Raw genomic sequence first — 17,678 nt, forward strand, 5'->3', positions numbered from 1 at the left:
CATTTTCTGGGGCTTTCCTCCGGGCGCTTCCCTTCGGTCTTGCGTTTCCGACTCTATCAGACTCTTTCGTGTCCGATTCCCGGTCGAAGCGGGTCTTTCCTTTTGCCTTTCGGCGGTTTCAACCTTACCAGACTCATTTCGTTCCGTTTCCAGTTCGAAGTGTGATTCCGGCGGCCGTTGAAGTGGCCTTGCCTTGCGGCTGATTCGACTTTATCAGAAGCATTTCGGCCGAACCTAATCGGCTTCAACTTCAGAAAGTGGGAATCGAATGGCTCTGCGGAAATTCGATTTCCCATCAGAGCGAGACAGATATTAACTGGTCGCAACCGAACTTGTCCAGTTCGAGGCAACCGTTTAAACCTACCTCCCCCACTTCGCCGTGTCAACGGTTTTTTGGGGCGAGGAGGAGACTAGCAGGTCAGCGACGCCGGATGCACATCAGGCGGCGGTCGGCACCTCGGCGCTTCGTTCGACCTCGTCCAGGTCGCCCGCCTCGCCGGCGCGGGCCGCGCGTCCCCCGAGTACGTAGACGTACAGGAGGAAGAGCAGCTCGGCGGCCGTTCCCAGCGAGATGCGGGCCCAGGTCGGCAGGCCGGAGGGGGTCACGAAGGCTTCGATCACCCCGGACACGAACAGCACCAGTGCCAGGCCGATGGCCATGCCGAGCGCGGCGCGTCCCTGTTGGGCGAGGGCCGCGCGGCGGGTCCTCGGGCCCGGGTCGATCACGGTCCAGCCGAGGCGCAGGCCGGTGCCGGCGGCGACGAAGACGGCGGTCAGCTCCAGCAGTCCGTGCGGAAGGATCAGGCCGAGGAACGTGTCGAGGCGGCCCGCCGAGGACATCAGGCCGATGCCCACCGCGAGGTTGACGACGTTCACGAAGAGGACCCAGAGCACCGGCACGCAGAGGAACGCGCCCAGGACCAGGCACATGGCGGCGGCCTGCGCGTTGTTCGTCCAGACCTGGGCGGCGAAGGAAGTCGCCGGGTGGCTGGAGTAGTACGTCTCGTACTCGCCGCCCGGGACCGTCATGCGGCGGAGGTCCTCCGGAGCGGCGATGGCCGACTGGACCTCCGGATGCGTGCCGATCCACCAGCCCATCAGCGCGGTCAGAAGCGTCGAGAGGACCGCGGTCGGTATCCACCAGTGCCGGGAGCGGTAGACCGCGGCGGGAAATCCGGCCGTGAGGAATCGCGTGGCGTCGCGCCAGGAGGCCCGGCGTGTACCGGTCACCATGGAACGGGCGCGGGCCACCAGTTGTGTGAGCCGCTCGACGAGCAGCGGCTCCGGGGCGCTGGACCGGATCAGGGAGAGATGGGTCGCCGTGCGCTGGTAGAGGTCGACGAGTTCGTCGGCTTCCGCGCCCGTCAGCCGGTGCCCTCGGCGCACGAGGTGGTCCAGCCGGTCCCACTCGACGCGGTGTGTGTGGACGAAGACATCGAGGTCCATGGTCGGCTGCTGCTCCAGGCAAGGGTGTACGGGGTCGTACGCCTGTGGCGTCGGGGGTCAGCTTGGCAGACTGTGGGGCCGCCGGGCAGGGGCCTGCGGACGGAGGGGTGGGCGATGAGTGAGCTCGTGACGGGGGACGCGGTCGTGCTGGGACTCCGGCCGGCGAAGCTGCCGAGCCGTGCGCTGGCTCTGGCCATCGATCTGGTCGTGGCGGGAACGGCCTTCGGTCTGGTGGCGCTGGGGCTGGCCCTCGCCAGTGGCTCACTGGACGACGCGGCCTGGGCCGCGGTGTCCGTCGCCGCTTTTCTGCTGGTGCCGGTGGGCGGCCCGATCGCGGTCGAGACGCTGAGCCACGGCCGTTCCCCGGGGAAGCTGGCGTGCGGGCTTCGGGTGGTGCGGGACGACGGAGGGCCGATCCGGTTCCGGCACGCGCTCGTGCGTGGGGCGATGGGGGTGGTGGAGATCCTGCTGACGTTCGGGGTGGTCGCCGTCGTCGCGTCGCTGGTCTCGCCACGTGGCCGACGGCTCGGGGACGTCTTCGCGGGGACGCTCGTCGTACGCGAACGGGTGCCGGCCGGACGGACCGTGGCCGTTCCGCCGCCTCCGCCGTGGCTGGTGGGGCGGTTCGCCCAGCTGGACCTGTCGGCGGTTCCGGATGAGCTGTGGCTCGCGGTACGGCAGTACCTGACGCGGATGCATGAGCTCGACGCCGCCGTGGGCGGGGCCATGGCGGAACGTCTCGGCGCCGAGGTCGTCACACGCACCGGAGTGCCGGCCCCGCCGGGCGTCCCGGCCCCCGCCTACCTGGCCGCCGTGGTACATGAGCGGCAGGTACGGGACGCGCGCAGGGCGTGGCAGGCCGCTCAGGCCGGCGTGGTGCACGGCTCCGCCGGTGCCGGTCCGGGCCGGGCGGTCACACAGGGGCCTCGGGCCGGCGAACGGACGGCCGAAGTCTCCGTACGTCCCCCTGCCGATACGGGCGGCGGGGAGGCGGGGCGTCCGCCCGTCACCGGGTTCGTGCCGCCCGCGTGACGCCGGACAGGTCCTAGCGGTCGGAGGGCGGGGAGTCCAGGTCCTCGAGCTCGATGCCGGGGGCGGAGAGCACCACGTCGCCGGCCAGGTGGATCGTGTGCCGCTCCCCCGTGTCCAGGGCGCTGACCTGGTACTCGTCCACCTTCAGGGGGCCGTTGTCAGTGGGGTGCGCTTCACTGTTCACCAGGGCCCAGGACTGGTCGAGGGTACGGGGGGCGAGGACCGGGTCCGTGAAGGTGACGACCCGGACGCGGGTCTCGGGGGAAGCGGGGGTGAGGCGCAGCAGACGAGCGGTCGCGACGAGGAAAGCGGGGGAAGTGCCGTTGAAGGCGTGGGCGCGGACATTGCCTTCGGTGGCGTGAGCGCCCGTCGGATCGGTACGGACCCAGGTGAGGCCCTCCAGGGCGGCACCTCGGACCTGCCAGTCGGCGGAATGGAGTTCGAGTCGGAGGGGGCGGCCGAGTTCATCGAGGGTGAGGTCGACTGATCCCAGGTGACTGCCGGACGGGGCGGTCGTTTGGGAGATGTAGCGCCAGCCGGAAGGGCCGGGCGCGCAGTGGAAGTGTTCTTCGCCGAGAGGGGTGTGGTCGTGGACGTCGTGGAGCGAATATCGGCCGCGGGGCATGGGGTCCTTCGAGTCCTCGGCTCGTGCGGGTGCGGTACGGCGCAGGCCCCCGACACGGGGGTGCGGGGGCCTGCGTTCGTCGCTGCCGCTGATCGGCCCGGGGCGCGCTGAGCGCCCGGTCCCGGACCGGATCGGCCGGACCGTGCGAGGTCCGGCCGGTTCCGGTCCGGGAATCAGTACCGGGCCGGTCAGGGAATCAGTAGCGGTAGTGGTCGGGCTTGTACGGGCCTTCGACCTCGACACCGATGTACGCCGCCTGCTCCGGGCGCAGGGTCGTGAGCTTGACGCCGAGCGCTTCGAGGTGGAGCCGGGCGACCTTCTCGTCCAGGTGCTTGGGCAGCACGTAGACGTCGGTCGGGTACTCCTCGGGCTTCGTGAACAGCTCGATCTGCGCCAGCGTCTGGTCCGCGAACGAGTTCGACATCACGAAGGAGGGGTGACCCGTCGCATTGCCCAGATTCAGCAGACGGCCCTCGGAAAGCACGATCAGGACCTTCCCCTCCGGGAACGTCCACGTGTGGACCTGCGGCTTGACCTCGTCCTTGACGATGCCCTCGATCCTCGCCAGGCCCGCCATGTCGATCTCGTTGTCGAAGTGACCGATGTTCCCCACGATCGCCTGGTGCTTCATCCGGGCCATGTCCGAGGCCATGATGATGTCCTTGTTGCCCGTCGTCGTGACGAAGATGTCCGCCTGCTCCACCACATCATCCAAGGTGGCGACCTGGTAACCGTCCATCGCCGCCTGCAACGCGCAGATCGGGTCGATCTCCGTGATGATCACGCGGGCGCCCTGGCCACGCAGCGACTCCGCGCAGCCCTTGCCCACGTCCCCGTAACCGCACACCACCGCCGTCTTCCCCCCGATCAGGACATCGGTGGCCCGGTTGATCCCGTCGATCAAAGAGTGGCGGCAGCCGTACTTGTTGTCGAACTTCGACTTCGTCACCGCGTCATTCACATTGATCGCGGGGAACAGCAGAGTGCCGTCGCGGTGCATCTCGTACAGACGGTGCACACCCGTCGTGGTCTCCTCCGTCACACCACGGATCTCCGACGCCAGCTGCGTCCACTTCCGCGGCGACTCACCCAGCGTCCGGTTGAGCAGCGTCAGGATGTGCGCGTACTCCTCGCTGTCCGCCGTCGCAGGGTCCGGAACCGCACCCGCCTTCTCGAACTCGACGCCCTTGTGCACCAGGAGGGTGGCATCCCCGCCGTCGTCCAGAATCATGTTCGGACCGCCGGTCGGGGTGTCCGGCCAGGTCAGGGCCTGCTCCGTGCACCACCAGTACTCCTCCAGCGACTCCCCCTTCCACGCGAACACAGGCACACCCGCCGGCGCCTCGGGAGTCCCCTCCGGACCGACCGCGATCGCCGCGGCCGCATGGTCCTGGGTGGAGAAGATGTTGCACGACGCCCAGCGCACCTGCGCACCAAGCGCCACCAGCGTCTCGATCAGCACCGCCGTCTGCACCGTCATGTGCAACGAACCGGTGATACGAGCACCCGCCAGCGGCTGCGCCGCGGCGTACTCCTTACGGATCGACATCAGACCGGGCATCTCATGCTCGGCAAGCGTGATCTCCTTCCGCCCGAAAGCGGCAAGAGAAAGATCGGCGACCTTGAAGTCCTGTTGGTTGGCGACCGTCGTCATAACGGGCTGCTCCTCGTTGTGGAGTCGAGGGTGGGTAGGGCGGCTCTGCGGCGGCGGGCACACGAATGCCCGGGCGCTCGCAGCGCAGTCCGTCGGAGGCCCTCTCTCCCTCGGCCGGTCCGGCGTACGGACCGATCGACCGCCATCAGCAGCGACGTCTGACACTGCCGTCGAATCTACACCGAACGGCGCAGCCGCTCCCAGTCCACCGGCGCGGGTCCGGGGCGGGAGCGGCTGTGTCGGGTGTGCGATGGCGGGTCCGGTGCGGTCAGTGGCCGGATTCCGTCGGGCCGGTGCCTTCCGGGCGTGCCGGGGTGTCGGCTGCCTCGGCGCCCGGCTCGGCGGCGCCCGGCTCGGGGGCTTCCGGGCCGGGGGCTTCGGGGCCGGGGGTGGCGTGGGTGCCGCCGGGGGTCTTGGCCGGGTTGGTGCCGGCCGCTGCCGCCGCGGCGTTGTAGATGTCCGGCTCCAGGTAGATCACCCGGGCGATGGGGACGGCGGCGCGGATGCGGGACTCGGCGGCGTTGATCGCGTTGGCGACCTCGTCGGCGGTGTCGTCGTGCTGGACCGCGATCTTGGCGGCGACCAGCAGCTCTTCCGGGCCGAGGTGGAGCGTGCGCATGTGGATGACCTTGGTGACGGTGTCGCCGTCGACCACCGCGTCCTTGATCTTCTCGACCTGGTCGGTACCTGCGGCCTCGCCGAGCAGCAGGGACTTGGTCTCGGCGGCCAGCACGATCGCGATGGCGATCAGCAGGATGCCGATGCAGAGGGTCCCGATGCCGTCCCAGACGCCGTTGCCCGTGCCGAGGGCCAGGCCGACGCCGCCGAGGGCGAGGATCAGACCGATGAGCGCGCCGAAGTCCTCAAGGAGCACGACGGGCAGTTCCGGGGCCTTCGCGCGGCGGATGAACTCCGTCCAGCTGAGCGAGCCGCGCGACTCGTTGGACTCCTTGATCGCCGTACGGAAGGAGAAGCCCTCGGCGATGATCGCGAAGACCAGGACGCCGACCGGCCAGTACCAGGCCTCCAGCTCGTGGGGGTGCCTGATCTTCTCGTAGCCCTCGTACACCGCGAACATGCCGCCGACGGAGAACAGGACGATGGAGACCAGGAAGGCGTAGATGTAACGCTCGCGGCCGTACCCGAAGGGGTGCTGCGGGGTGGCCTCGCGCTGGGCCCGCTTGCCGCCGAGGAGCAGCAGGCCCTGGTTGCCGGAGTCGGCGAGCGAGTGGACGCTCTCCGCGAGCATCGACGAGGACCCGCTGAACAGGAACGCCACGAATTTGGCCACTGCGATCGCGAGGTTGGCGCCGAGTGCCGCCACGATCGCCTTGGTTCCGCCTGACGCACTCATGGGTGCCTGGTGTCCCTTCTTCGGTCTGCGGCTCCGACGGCCGCGGTGTGGCGGCACATTGTTGCAGCCCTCGTCACGGACGGTGCGTCAGGCCACCACTGTCGCACGGAACAGCGTGCCCGCTCCGGACACATGTACCCGCTCGCCCGCCGGTACGAAGACCGATTCGCCGGGCGCGAGGGCGAGGTCACCGGCGCTCGGAGCGCCCGCCGTGCACAGCAGGATCTGCGGGGTGGGCGCCGTCAGCTCGGCGGGGGCGGCGCCGGGTGACAGGTCGAAGCGGGAGAGACGGAACTCGTCCACCGGCGTCTCGTACAGCTCCTCGCCCGACGGGGAGGCCTCCGGGCGCAGGATGCCCGGGTCGGTCGCCTCGAAGCGGACGATGCGCAGGAGTTCGGGTACGTCGATGTGCTTGGGCGTCAGGCCGCAGCGCAGCACGTTGTCCGAGTTGGCCATGATCTCGACGCCGAGGCCGTCGAGGTACGCGTGCGGGACGCCGGCGCCGAGGAACAGCGCCTCGCCGGGCTGGAGCCGTACGTGGTTGAGCAGCATGGCCGCGATGACGCCGGCGTCGCCGGGGAAGTGGTGGGCGATGCGGGCGTACGGGGCGTAGGCGCCGCCGAGCCGTTCCGCGGCGGCCGCGGCGGCGGTCACCGTCTCGGCCATCTCGTCCGGGTCCGCGGTGAGGATCGCCGTCAGGACCTCGCGCAGCGCGGCCTCCTCGGGCTGGGCGCGGAGCAGGTCCGCGTACGGCTTGAGGGAGTCGACGCCCAGGCCCTCCATCGCCTCGGCCGCCTCCAGGGGACGGCGGAACCCGCACAGGCCGTCGAAGGGGGTGAGGGCGCAGATCAGCTCGGGCTTGTGGTTGGCGTCCTTGTACGTGCGGTGGGGGGCGTCGATCGGGACGGACCGGCTCTCCTCGTCCGCGTAACCCGCCTTGGCCTGGTCGAGGTTCGGGTGCACCTGGAGGGAGAGGGGGGCGCCCGCGGCGAGCAGCTTGAGGAGGAAGGGCAGGCGGGGGCCGAACTTCTCGACGGTCGCCGGGCCCAGTTCGCGGGCGGGATCGGCGTCGATGGCGTCGGTGAGGGACTGCTCGGCGTGGGTGGTGCCCGTTTCGGTGCGGGTGATCCGGGAAGGGGCGCCCGGGTGGGCGCCCATCCACATCTCCGCCTGCGGCTCGCCGGTGGGGGCGACGCCCAGCAGGGCGGGGATCGCGGTGGTCGAGCCCCAGGCATACGGGCGCACGGTGTTGGAGAGCCGGTCCATGGATCAGTCCTTGTGTTGCTGTGTGCGGTGCGGTGCGGTGTGCCGCGCTGGGTGGACGTGGTACGAGGTGTTCAGGCGCCGGACGTCGAGGCCAGCGACAGGTAGACCGCGGCGAAGTCGGTGACGGCGAGCAGTTCCGCGAGGGATTCGAGCGTGCTGCCCTCCTCCGGTTCCAGTTCGCTGATCGCCGTGTCGTGGCCGAGGGCGAGTTCGCGGGCGGCCGGGGCGGCGCTGAGGCCGCCGGTCGGGCGGTCGCGGAGCAGCACCACCCGGGCGTGCAGGGGCTCCGCCTCCTCGACGCGGTCGCGGAAGAAGTCGTCCGGGTCCGCGCCCGCGGCGAAGGCGCCCGCCAGCAGGCCCCCGTGCGTGGGAAGCGCCTCCGGGAGTGCGGCGGCGAGGGCCGGGCGGCCCGAGAGCTCCGCCAGGACCGCGGCGAACCGGCGCCCGACCGGGCCGGCCGCTTCGCCCTCCGTCCAGATCAGGGGCAGGGTGTCCGCGAGTTCGGCGGCGAGGGTCTTGGCCGGGTTGCCGTACGTGGCGATGGCCGGGCCGCAGCGCTCCGCCGTGCGGTCCAGGCGGTCGGCGACGCTCTGAAGGGCGTCGGCGGGGGCGGTGACCAGGCCGACGCGGTCGAGCAGGGCGAGGAGCGGGGTGAGCAGGGCCCAGAGGGTGCCGGGGCCTGCGGCCGACGTCTCGGCGTCGTACTCGCCGTGCGGGGCGGAGGCCATCGGGACGACGACGCCGTGCACGCCGTGCACCGCCTCCCGGAGGGGGGAGCGCAGTGGGGCGACGGCCACGACCGTGCAGCCCCGGCGGTACGCCTGCTCCGCGAGGAGGGCGAGGCCCGGTTCGGAGCCGTCCGCCGTGGCGATGAGCAGCAGGTCCATGGAGCCGGCCCAGCCGGGCAGGGTCCAGCGGAGTGCGCCGGGGGCGGGGGCGACGCCGGTCGGCGGGATGCGGGTGACCGGGGCGGCGGCGCCGGCGAGGGCGGCGATGAGGTCCGCGACGCCGGTCGCGGCGGTGCCGGGGCCGGCGACCAGGACGGCGCGCGGGCGGCCCTCCGGCTTCAGCTCGGTGATCCCGGCCTCCGCCGCGTGCCGGGCGGCGGTGCGGACCCGGGCCCCGGCCTCGGCGGCGCCGCGGAGCAGGTCGCGGCGGTCGGCTCGGGCCAGGGCGTCGGGGGCGTCGAGCAACGACTCGTCGAGCATGGGGCGGTCCTCCGATCACATGCCGGTCACCGGCGGGTGCGGGTGCGGTGTGGCCGCTTGGGGCCGGTTACGCCGGTCGAGCCGGTCACGCCGGGCGGCGGGCCTCGTCGACGAGGAGTACGGGGATGCCGTCCCGGACGGGGTAGGCGAGGCCGCAGTCCGTGCCGGTGCAGATGAGTTCCGGGGTGTCGGCTGCCGTCTGGTCGTCCAGGGGGGCGTGGCAGGCGGGGCAGGCCAGGATCTCCAGGAGGCCGGCTTCGAGCGGCATGGGGTGTCCCTTCGGGCGGTCTGTTGGCTGGGCCCTTGTGGGGGCGTGGTCAGCCTACCGCTGGGGTGGGGTGGGGGGCGTGTCGTGGGGCGTGGGGGTGCGGTGCGGTTGCGGGGGGGTGGGTGCGGTGCGGGGGGGGTGGGTGCGGTGCGGGGGCGGTGCGCGCCTGCGGCGGGCCTTGTCCCCTACCCGCCCCTTCCCGAAACCGGGGCGCTGCCCCGGACCCCGCGCCTCAAACGCCGGCGGGACTGGAGAGCGCGGCGGGGCCGGGGGGCGCCGCCGGGCCACGGGGGCCAGGCCGAGGGGACGCCGCCGAGCCAGGGGGCCACGCCGGGTGGCGGCGCAGGGCCGGGGGCCAAGCCGGGGGCCGCCGCTGGGCCTGGGGTGGCCCAGGGGGGCGCCCCAGAGCCGGGAGGTCGGGCCGGGCGCGCCGGACCAGGAAGGCGCCGTCGGGCCGGCGGGCGCGGCCCGCCCTTAGCCCGGCCGGACCCGCAAGCACCGCCAGACCGGAACACGCACCACCGAACCGGGGGCACGCACCATCGGACCCGGAACACGCACCACCGGACCCGGGGCACGCACCACCGGACCCGGGGCACGCACCCCCGGACCGGCGGCCCGCAGCGCGGCAGGGGCTCGCTAGTCGCGGATCAGGGCCAGTACCTCGTCCCTCACCCGGTCCATCGTCTCCTCGTCCTTCGCCTCCACGTTCAGGCGCAGCAGCGGTTCCGTGTTGGACGGGCGGAGGTTGAACCACCAGGTGGGGGTCGTCACCGTGAGGCCGTCCAGGGTGTCCGTGGTGGCGTTCTCGCGGTGGGTGAAGGCGGCGGCGACCTTTGCCGTGCGGGCCTTCTGGTCGTCGACCGTGGAGTTGATCTCTCCGGAGGCGGCGTAGCGGTCGTACTGCGCGACCAGGGCCGAAAGGGGGCCCGCCTGGCCGCCCAGGGCGGCGAGGACGTGGAGGGCGGCGAGCATGCCCGTGTCGGCGTTCCAGAAGTCGCGGAAGTAGTAGTGGGCCGAGTGCTCGCCGCCGAAGATCGCGCCGTGGGCGGCCATCTCGGACTTGATGAAGGAGTGGCCGACCCTGGTGCGGACGGGGGTGCCGCCGTGTTCGCGTACGACCTCGGGGACGGAGTGGGAGGTGATCAGGTTGTGGATGATCGTTCCCCGGCCGCCGTTGCGGGCCAGTTCCCGGGCCGCGACCAGGGCGGTGATCGCCGACGGGGAGACGCCCTCGCCCCGTTCGTCCACCACGAAGCAGCGGTCCGCGTCCCCGTCGAAGGCGAGGCCCAGGTCGGCGCCCTCGGCCACCACGCGGGCCTGGAGGTCCGTGATGTTCTTCGGGTCCAGGGGGTTGGCCTCGTGGTTCGGGAAGGTGCCGTCGAGCTCGAAGTACAGCGGAACGAGGTCCACGGGCAGCCCGGCGAAGACCGTGGGGACGGTGTGGCCGCCCATGCCGTTGCCCGCGTCCACGACGACCTTGAGGGGGCGGATCTCCGTCAGGTCCACCAGGGAGAGCAGGTGGGCGGCGTAGTCCGTGAGGGTGTCGCGCCCGGTGACCTCCCCCGGGGTCGCGACCGGTTCGGGGGCGCCCTTCTCCGACCATTCCTCGGCCAGCGCGCGGATCTCGGCCAGGCCCGTGTCCTGGCCCACCGGCGCCGCGCCCGCCCGGCACATCTTGATGCCGTTGTACTGGGCGGGGTTGTGCGAGGCGGTGAACATCGCGCCGGGCAGGTCCAGCGCCCCGGAGGCGTAGTACAGCTGGTCCGTCGAGCAGAGGCCGATCAGCGTGACGTCGGCGCCGCGCCCCGCCGCGCCCCGTGCGAACGCCCCGGACAGGGCCGGGGACGTGGGGCGCATGTCGTGGCCGACGACGATCGCGTCCGCGCCGGTCACCTCGACGAAGGCGGCCCCGAAGAGTCCGGCCAGCTTCTCGTCCCACTGGTCGGGCACGACTCCGCGCACGTCGTACGCCTTCACGAGCTGCGAGAGGTCTGTGGTCACGGGCCGGTCCTCCTGGGGGTTGCTGCGGACCGCCCAACGTACCCGGCGGCCGACGGCCCCTCAGGAGTCGGGTGAGCGCAGGACGCGGAGGTGCCCCCTGCGGGCGACCTCCATCGGGTCCGCGGTCCGGCGGCCGCCCGGGGCTCCGTCGCCGCGCTCCTGCGGACGCGCGGCTTCCCGTACGGCGTTGGCCAGCGCTTCCAGGTCGTCGCCGCTGGGACGGGTGGGCGCGGAGGGGTCGGAGAGCCGGACGACCTCCCAGCCCCGTGGCGCGGTCAGCCGCTCGCTGTGCTCGGCACAGAGGTCGTAGCAGTGGGGCTCGGCGTAGGTGGCGAGCGGGCCGAGGACCGCAGTCGAGTCGGCATAGACGTACGTCAGTGTCGCGACGGCAGGGCGGCCGCACGCGGTGCGCGAACAGCGACGTACAGGGCTCACGATGTTGGACGGTACCGCACTCTTGAGCGGGCTGCGACGACTCTCCCCCGGCTCACCCCTCCGTGTCGCCCTGTGACCTCCGGCACACGCGCCCCCCGGACAACTCCGCTGACCTGCGCGGGAGGAGAGGGCGAGGGTCCTGACGGCGATGATTCCGGTCACCTCTGTGCCGCGAACCTTTCACAAGGCGTCGGCCCGGCGGTCGCGAGCGGGGCTGGAATCGGGCTCCGGTGTGGCCGGATCGCTCAGGAGCGGACAGGGCGGCGCGGGGCGGATCGTTCGGGACGAGTCGGGGTGGGGTCGGGTGGGGTGGGGGCGGATCGTTCGGGACCTGCCTGACCCCCGACGCCCCGCTCGCCCTCCGGCCGGGCGGGGCGTCGGGGGTTAGGCTGCGTCGGTGATGGACAGTTCCGTACCGCCCAGCCCGTCCGAGCCGCGTCCGCGGCGCCGGGACCGACACGGCCGAGGAATGCGCGGGCCCGTCGCCCCGCCGCAGGTGCCGCTGTCCACGAGCCGCGCGGACAGCTTCCGCGACCTCGTCCAGGACTCGGTGGAGCGGCTGGAGCGGCGCTGGCCGCAGCTGGCGGAGGTCGACTTCGTCGTCCTGGAGGTGCCGGAGACGGCGGAGGAGACGGTTCCGCTGGGCGACGCGGTCTCCGCCGAGAAGGGCCGGCCCGCCCGCATCACCGTCTACCGGCGGCCTGTCGAACTGCGCACCAAGAGCCGGGACGAGCGCGCGCTGCTCGTCCACGAGATCGTGGTCGAGCAGGTCGCGGAGCTGCTGGGCCTGGCGCCCGAGTCCGTCGACCCCCGTTACGGGCAGGAGTAGCGGCCCTCTCGGCCGCCCCGCTCAGTCGTCCAGCACCGACAGGTCCTGCCGGGCCGTCGGGACCTCCACCGTGCCCCGGTCGTCCGGCAGCGTCTGCACCGTGAACATCTGGATGCCGTCCACCTTCTCCGTGAGGGTGCGCGCGGCGTGCACCGGTCCGCCCGACTGCGTCTCGACCGTCAGGGCGTAGGTGCCCTTGAGGCCCTTCGGCACCGGCGGGGTGACCGCCGTGGTCGTGCCCGCCGCGATCTTGTACGTCTTGCTGACCGGCGTACCGCCGCCGCTGCCCGCCGACGCCGTGACCTTGACGGTCGCGGCGGCGCCGGGGGCGGTGAGGGAGAGGACGGAGCCCTTGGACCGGTTGTCGGCGACGGTCGCGCGGGCGCCGACCGGGCCGGTCGCGGGGATGTAGGCGACCTCCTGTCCGTCGCCCTTGCCCCGGACCACGCGCAGGGCGGCGACGACCGGGGTGGCCTTGTCCTTCTCGGAGGGCACCAGCATCAGCGAGCCCGCCTCGCCCCGGGTGATGTCCTTGAGGTCCATTCCGGCGGTCATGTGTGACTTGACGTGCAGTTCCTCGTGGCCGGCCGGGGTGACCGCGCCGGATTTGCCGAGCAGCTTCAGGTCGAGGTCGGCGTCGTCGTCGCCGGGGGCGAAGGCCACCAGGCGGACCGAGGTCGCGTCGGCCGGGATGCCCGGCAGCACGAGCGTGCCGGCGGGTTCGGCGGAGGCCGTGAGCCAGTCGCTGCCGGTCTTGTCGTCCGCCGTCCTGACGGCCGCGCCGACCCTGCCGGTGCGGGTGGTGACGTGGACGGTGACGTCGTCGGCGGCCTTGCTCGTGAGCGTCGAGATCAGGACGCGCACGCCGGAGCCCGCCGGGACCGTGATGCCCTCGCCGACGTCGGACTTGAGGGAGCCGTCCGGGCCGTACAGCTCGATGTCGGCGACGGCGGCGGTGTCGTCCGGGTTGGTCAGGTGGACGTAGTCCTCGCGGGACTTGGCGGTGCTCGCCGCCGGGAACCAGAAGTCGGTGTCGGGTGCGGTGCAGCTGATGCCGAGCAGCCCTCGTCCGTCGCCCGCCTCGATGGTGGTGGTCTGCTGGGCGGTCCAGCCGGGTGCGAGCCGGCCCGTCGCGGTGCCGATGAGGGCGGGCGAGTCCGCGCCCGACGCCTCGCCGGTGGCGGGCTTGCCGGGCTCCTTGAGGGAGACCACCGGCTTGTCCTTCTTGCCCTTCTCCTCCTTGTCCTTCTTGTCCTTGTCGTCGGACTTCCCGGACTTGTCGTCGGCCTTCGTCCCGCCGTCCTTCGCCGAGGACAGGAGCTCGGCAGTGCCTGCCGCGGCGGAGCCGCCGCTCGTGCCGGACGGCGTGAAGGCCGTGTACGCCGTCTCCGAGAGGTCGGAGAGGCCGGGCGCCGGGCAGAGCAGGCTGGTCCGTTCGACGGGCAGCCGGACGGCCGTCCGCGCTTCGGCCGTGCTGCCGCCGGACGGCTCGTTGAGCACGGCGAACCCGGTGACGGCGGCCAGGGCGACCGCCCCGGCGATGAGGGACAGGCTGCTGGTGGACTTCACTCGGACTCGCCTCGCGATGCGTTACCGGTCGGCCACGGGTTCTGGCCCGGGGCGGGGTTCTCGGGGTTCTGCGGGTCGTACGGGTGCTGCTCGCCGTACTGCCCGGCCTCGGGGCCGTACCCGTTCGGGTCGTAGGACTGCGGGTCGTACGCGGACAGGTCGTAGGGGCCCGCGTACTGGCCGCCGTCCTGGTACCGGGGGTAGCCGTACGGGTCGTAGCCGCCGGTGTCCGGCTGCTGCTGCCCTTCCGCGTACGGGTCCTGGTACGGGGCGCCGTCCTGGTACTGCGGATAGCCCGCGTCCTGGTACTGGCCCTGTCCGGCGTCCCAGTCGCCGTACTGCTGCTGCGGGACGAAGACGCCGTCGTCGCCCTCCGGGGCCGCCGGGTCGGTTTCGGCGCTCTGCTGGGCGGGAACGTACGCGGGCTGCTCGCCGGTCTCCTCCTGGGCCGGGGCCCCCTCCGCGTCCTGCTGCTCGGGGGCGCCCTCGGCGGCCTCGCTCTCGGCCAGGGCGGCGGCGCGCAGCCTGCGGGCGCGGCGGCCCTCACCGGCGACCGGTTCGGCGGCGACCGCCTCGGCCTCCTCGGGCAGGTCGTCGTCGATCTCGCGGCGGCGGCCGGGCAGGGCCATGACCACGAGGACCACGGCGAGCGCGATCTGCGCCCAGATCCACACGGTGTGGGTGAAGGGCTCCTCGTAGGTGAGGTCCAGGGTGCCGCCCTCGGCGGGCAGTTCGAAGCCCTGGGCCCAGCCGTCGACGGTCTTCGCGGTCAGCGCGCGGCCGTTGAGCGTGGCCTGCCAGCCGGGGTCGGCGGCGTCGGCGACGCGCAGCACCCGGCCGTTGCCGCCCGCCGGGATCTTGGTGTGCGCCTCGACCGGCTGGGAACCCACGGGGAGCGGCTCGTCGCCGGCCTCGCCCGGGACGATCATGACCCGGGCGACCTGCCGGTCCACCCGCCACAGGGCGCTGCCGTCGAGCTGGCTGAGCCGGCTCAGGCCCGGGGTCGCGTCGAGCACCCGGCTCATCCGCTTGGGCGCCCCGTCGCGCACGAGGACGTAGCGGATCGCGAAACCGCTGAGCTGGCTGCCCTGGTCGGCGCCGGAGCCGGCGACCAGGTTGGCGACGACCTTGTCGAGGTGGCTGTTGCCGCCCTGGGCCTCGGCCAGCTCCGCGTCACCGAGCCGGGCGCCCGAGCCGCGGACGAGGGTGTAGTCGACGGAGGCGGACGAGGTGCCGCCCAGGACCAGGGTGCGCGGCTGGTCGCGGGTGCCGCTCTCCTCCGCGACGAACGCGGGCACCTGGACCGGGTCGCGGCGTTCCAGCGGGCCCGCCGCGCCGCCGATCATCCAGCCGGCGGCGGCCAGCACGGGGGCCACGCCCGCCGCGAGGGCGATCAGGGCGGCGACCGGCTGGCGCCAGCCGAAGCTCAGTTCGGCGACGCGGATGCGGGCGCCGTCCGCGCCGACCAGCGCGGCGGCGATGAGCGCGGCGCCGTAGACCAGCGTGGCGGGGCCCGCCCAGCCGGAGCCGTTGGCGAGCCCGGCGAACGCGAGGGCGACCAGCGCGGCCACCCAGGCGGTCCGGACGGCGAACTGCCGCTCCCCGCGCAGCAGGGCGGCCAGCGCCGCGAGGACGATGCCGAGGAGCAGGACGCCGCCCGCCGCCTTCGGGCCGCCGGGGCTGATGCCGAGCAGGTCGAGCGCGGAGGCGGAGCCCGTACCGGTCTCCAGGCCGGCTTCCTCAAGGAACGCGGACGGGCTGCTCAGCAGCGAGAGCGACCAGGGCGCGAGGACCAGGACCGGAGTGCCGACGGCGGCGAGGAAGCGGAGCCCGTACGCGGTGATGTCGCCGCGCCGCAGCACCAGGACGCCGAGGCCGAGGACCACGGCGAGCGGCCACACGATCGGCGTGAACGCCATGGCGAGGGTGAGGAGCAGGGTGTACGCCCAGGTGGCGCGCCAGCTGCCGCGGGCGTCGCCGGAGGCGCGCATGCCGTGCGCGGAGACGGCGGTGCGCGCGAGCAGCGGCAGCAGGACGGCCAGGACGGCGGTGCCGAGCCGGCCGGTCGCCAGGGCGCCGGTCGCGGCGGGCAGGAAGGCGTACGCGACGCTCGCCCAGGCCCGCAGCAGCCGTGAGGGCAGCAGCGGGCGGGTGACGAAGTACGCGGTGAGTCCGGCGAGCGGGACCGAACAGACGAGCAGCAGGGTGAGCGCGAAGCCGGTGGAGCCGAGGAACAGCGCGGACAGGGCCGAGATGACGGCGAGGTAGGGCGGGGCGGTCTGGGTGCCGCCGGTGCCGACGGTGTGCCAGCCGTCCGCGTACCGCGCCCACAGGTCGGAGACGTCGCCGGGGGCGGGCAGCAGGGCGCCGCCGGCGAGGGCGCCGCCGCCGATCAGGTCGCGGCAGGCGACGAGGGAGACCAGGAGGAGCAGGGCGAAGAGGACCGGTCCCGGTTTGCGGCCCACCTTCTTCAGCCGGGCGAACTGGTCGATCTCCAGGTAGTCGGCGTCGTCGCCGCCCGGTCCGGACTCGACGGCGCCGTGCCGGGAGCCGCCGGAGTCGGCGTCGGAGCCGCCGCCGAAGTTTCCGGCGACCTGTTCGACGGTGGCGCGGACGGTGGCGCCGGGTGCGGGAAAGAGGCCGCGCAGTTCGGCGGCGTCGACGGCGCCCTTCCCGCGGGCGCGGCGGGCGGCCAGGATGCGGCCGGGGCGCAGCAGGGTGCTCAGGAGGCCGGTGACCTCGTCGAGGGCCTGGCCCGGGACCTTGCCGACGAGGTAGGCGAGGGTGCGCAGCAGGGTGCCGAGGACGAGCCTGAGCAGCACCCAGGGCAGCTTCTTGCCGCGTGCGTTGACCAGCATCGTGTAGACGGCGCCCGCCTTGTCCACGCGGTGCGGGCTGGCGACGTTGCGGCCGGCGCAGTCGATGGGGCGGCGTTCCCGGGCGGACGCCTCGGCGTGGCGCAGGACGGCGTCGGGGGCGACGAGCACCCGGTGGCCGGCCAGGTGGGCGCGCCAGCACAGGTCGACGTCGTCGCGCATGAGCGGGAGCCTGCGGTCGAAGCCGCCCAGTTCCTCCCAGACGTCGCGGCGGATGAGCATGCCGGCGGTGGAGACGGAGAGGACGGTGCGGACCTGGTCGTGCTGGCCCTGGTCCTGCTCGCGGCGGTCGAGGCCGGTCCAGCGGCGGCCGCTGTTGGCGATGGAGACGCCGACTTCGAGGAGCTGGCGGCGGTCGTACCAGCCGCGCAGCTTGGGGCCGACGATCGCGGCGTGCGGGTCGTTGTCCACGACGCGCAGCATCTCGGCGAGCGCGTCGGGCGCGGGCGCGCAGTCGTCGTGGAGCAGCCAGAGCCATTGCACCGGTTCGCCGTGCGGCAGTTCGGGCATCTCGTACGCCTCGTCGTGCCAGGTCCGGGTGACCGGGTCCCAGCCGCTGGGCCGCTTCAGGTAGGGCAGGTCGTCCGGGGTGAGGACGCCGGCCGTGCGGCTCGCCTCTTCGACGGCGGTGCCGAAGCTCGTACGCCGCGCCAGGTGCAGGACGCGGTCGGCGCCGAGGGCCTCGGTGACCAGGCGCGCGGAGTCGTCGGCGCTGCCGGTGTCGGCGGCGACGGCGTTCTGTACGGGGCGTTCCTGGCCGAGCAGTCCGGCGAGCGCGTCGGGCAGCCAGCGTTGGCCGTCGTGGGAGACGAGCACGGCGGTGACGACATGCCGGGGGAACTCGGGGGCGGCGGCGGCCGCGTACGGCGCCGTTGATTGGCTGTGCACGGACATCGAGGTACGGGCCCTCCGGCCGGGTCCGGGGGACGTCCCCCCGGGGGCTGCATCGGTGTACACGCGCGCTCTGTCGGGTCGTTGGCGCGTCTCGGACGGGGCCCCACACTAACGGTAGGGATAACCGGGGTGGCGCGGAGCGGTTGAACGAGGGCGCGGAGGGGTACCGGCCGGCGCGGGTTCCGGGCGGGTGCGGGCATGGCGGTGGCGCCGCCCGG

General features: G+C 73.0%; 13 protein-coding genes. 2 read left to right on the forward strand and 11 right to left on the reverse strand.

Annotated elements, in window-relative coordinates:
- Positions 1–438 precede the first annotated feature (438 nt).
- Positions 439–1,446 (reverse strand): stage II sporulation protein M, encoded by a 1,008-nt coding sequence (locus ACFUJY_RS23290; RefSeq protein ID WP_383302755.1) that lies wholly within the window; start codon positions 1,444–1,446, stop codon positions 439–441.
- A gap of 114 nt (positions 1,447–1,560) precedes the next feature.
- Between ACFUJY_RS23290 and ACFUJY_RS23295 the strand changes: the two genes are divergently transcribed.
- Complete coding sequence (locus ACFUJY_RS23295; protein WP_383302757.1) at positions 1,561–2,478, forward strand: RDD family protein; 918 nt, start codon at positions 1,561–1,563, stop codon at positions 2,476–2,478.
- 13 nt (positions 2,479–2,491) lie between these two features.
- Here the strand turns inward: ACFUJY_RS23295 and ACFUJY_RS23300 are convergent, their stop codons facing one another.
- From ACFUJY_RS23300 to ACFUJY_RS23335, 8 genes are all read right to left on the reverse strand, one after another.
- Positions 2,492–3,103: a hypothetical protein gene (locus tag ACFUJY_RS23300; protein ID WP_383302759.1), complete on the reverse strand. Its 612-nt coding sequence runs from the start codon at positions 3,101–3,103 to the stop codon at positions 2,492–2,494.
- Between the two features lie 196 nt (positions 3,104–3,299).
- Positions 3,300–4,757, reverse strand: coding sequence for an adenosylhomocysteinase (ahcY, locus tag ACFUJY_RS23305; RefSeq protein ID WP_383302762.1), 1,458 nt, complete (start codon positions 4,755–4,757; stop codon positions 3,300–3,302).
- Between the two features lie 268 nt (positions 4,758–5,025).
- On the reverse strand, positions 5,026–6,111 hold the full coding sequence (locus tag ACFUJY_RS23310) for a cation diffusion facilitator family transporter (RefSeq protein ID WP_383302764.1): 1,086 nt from the start codon (positions 6,109–6,111) through the stop codon (positions 5,026–5,028).
- Between the two features lie 87 nt (positions 6,112–6,198).
- Positions 6,199–7,377, reverse strand: a complete 1,179-nt coding sequence (gene manA / locus ACFUJY_RS23315) for a mannose-6-phosphate isomerase, class I (protein ID WP_383302766.1) — start codon at positions 7,375–7,377, stop codon at positions 6,199–6,201.
- 71 nt (positions 7,378–7,448) lie between these two features.
- Positions 7,449–8,585: an SIS domain-containing protein gene (locus tag ACFUJY_RS23320; protein ID WP_383302769.1), complete on the reverse strand. Its 1,137-nt coding sequence runs from the start codon at positions 8,583–8,585 to the stop codon at positions 7,449–7,451.
- An 85-nt stretch (positions 8,586–8,670) separates the two neighbouring features.
- A complete protein-coding gene (locus tag ACFUJY_RS23325) occupies positions 8,671–8,853 on the reverse strand; it encodes a Trm112 family protein (protein ID WP_018103989.1) in 183 nt (60 codons plus the stop codon).
- A 639-nt stretch (positions 8,854–9,492) separates the two neighbouring features.
- Positions 9,493–10,857 (reverse strand): phosphomannomutase/phosphoglucomutase, encoded by a 1,365-nt coding sequence (locus ACFUJY_RS23330; protein WP_383302772.1) that lies wholly within the window; start codon positions 10,855–10,857, stop codon positions 9,493–9,495.
- Positions 10,858–10,917: 60 nt separating this feature from the next.
- Positions 10,918–11,292 (reverse strand): DUF3499 domain-containing protein, encoded by a 375-nt coding sequence (locus tag ACFUJY_RS23335; protein WP_383302775.1) that lies wholly within the window; start codon positions 11,290–11,292, stop codon positions 10,918–10,920.
- Between the two features lie 400 nt (positions 11,293–11,692).
- On the opposite strand from ACFUJY_RS23335, the gene ACFUJY_RS23340 reads away from it, so the two are divergent.
- Positions 11,693–12,121, forward strand: a complete 429-nt coding sequence (locus tag ACFUJY_RS23340) for a metallopeptidase family protein (protein WP_203601512.1) — start codon at positions 11,693–11,695, stop codon at positions 12,119–12,121.
- A gap of 21 nt (positions 12,122–12,142) precedes the next feature.
- Here ACFUJY_RS23340 and ACFUJY_RS23345 read toward each other — a convergent pair whose 3' ends face one another.
- Positions 12,143–13,690, reverse strand: a complete 1,548-nt coding sequence (locus ACFUJY_RS23345) for a DUF5719 family protein (RefSeq protein ID WP_383302779.1) — start codon at positions 13,688–13,690, stop codon at positions 12,143–12,145.
- On the reverse strand, positions 13,687–17,460 hold the full coding sequence (locus ACFUJY_RS23350) for a glycosyltransferase (protein WP_383302782.1): 3,774 nt from the start codon (positions 17,458–17,460) through the stop codon (positions 13,687–13,689). Before ACFUJY_RS23350 ends, ACFUJY_RS23345 begins: the two co-directional genes overlap by 4 nt.
- Positions 17,461–17,678 lie beyond the last annotated feature (218 nt).

The sequence above is a fragment of the Streptomyces sp. NPDC057249 genome (assembly GCF_042669245.1).
In the GTDB taxonomy this organism is placed as follows: Bacteria; Actinomycetota; Actinomycetes; order Streptomycetales; family Streptomycetaceae; genus Streptomyces.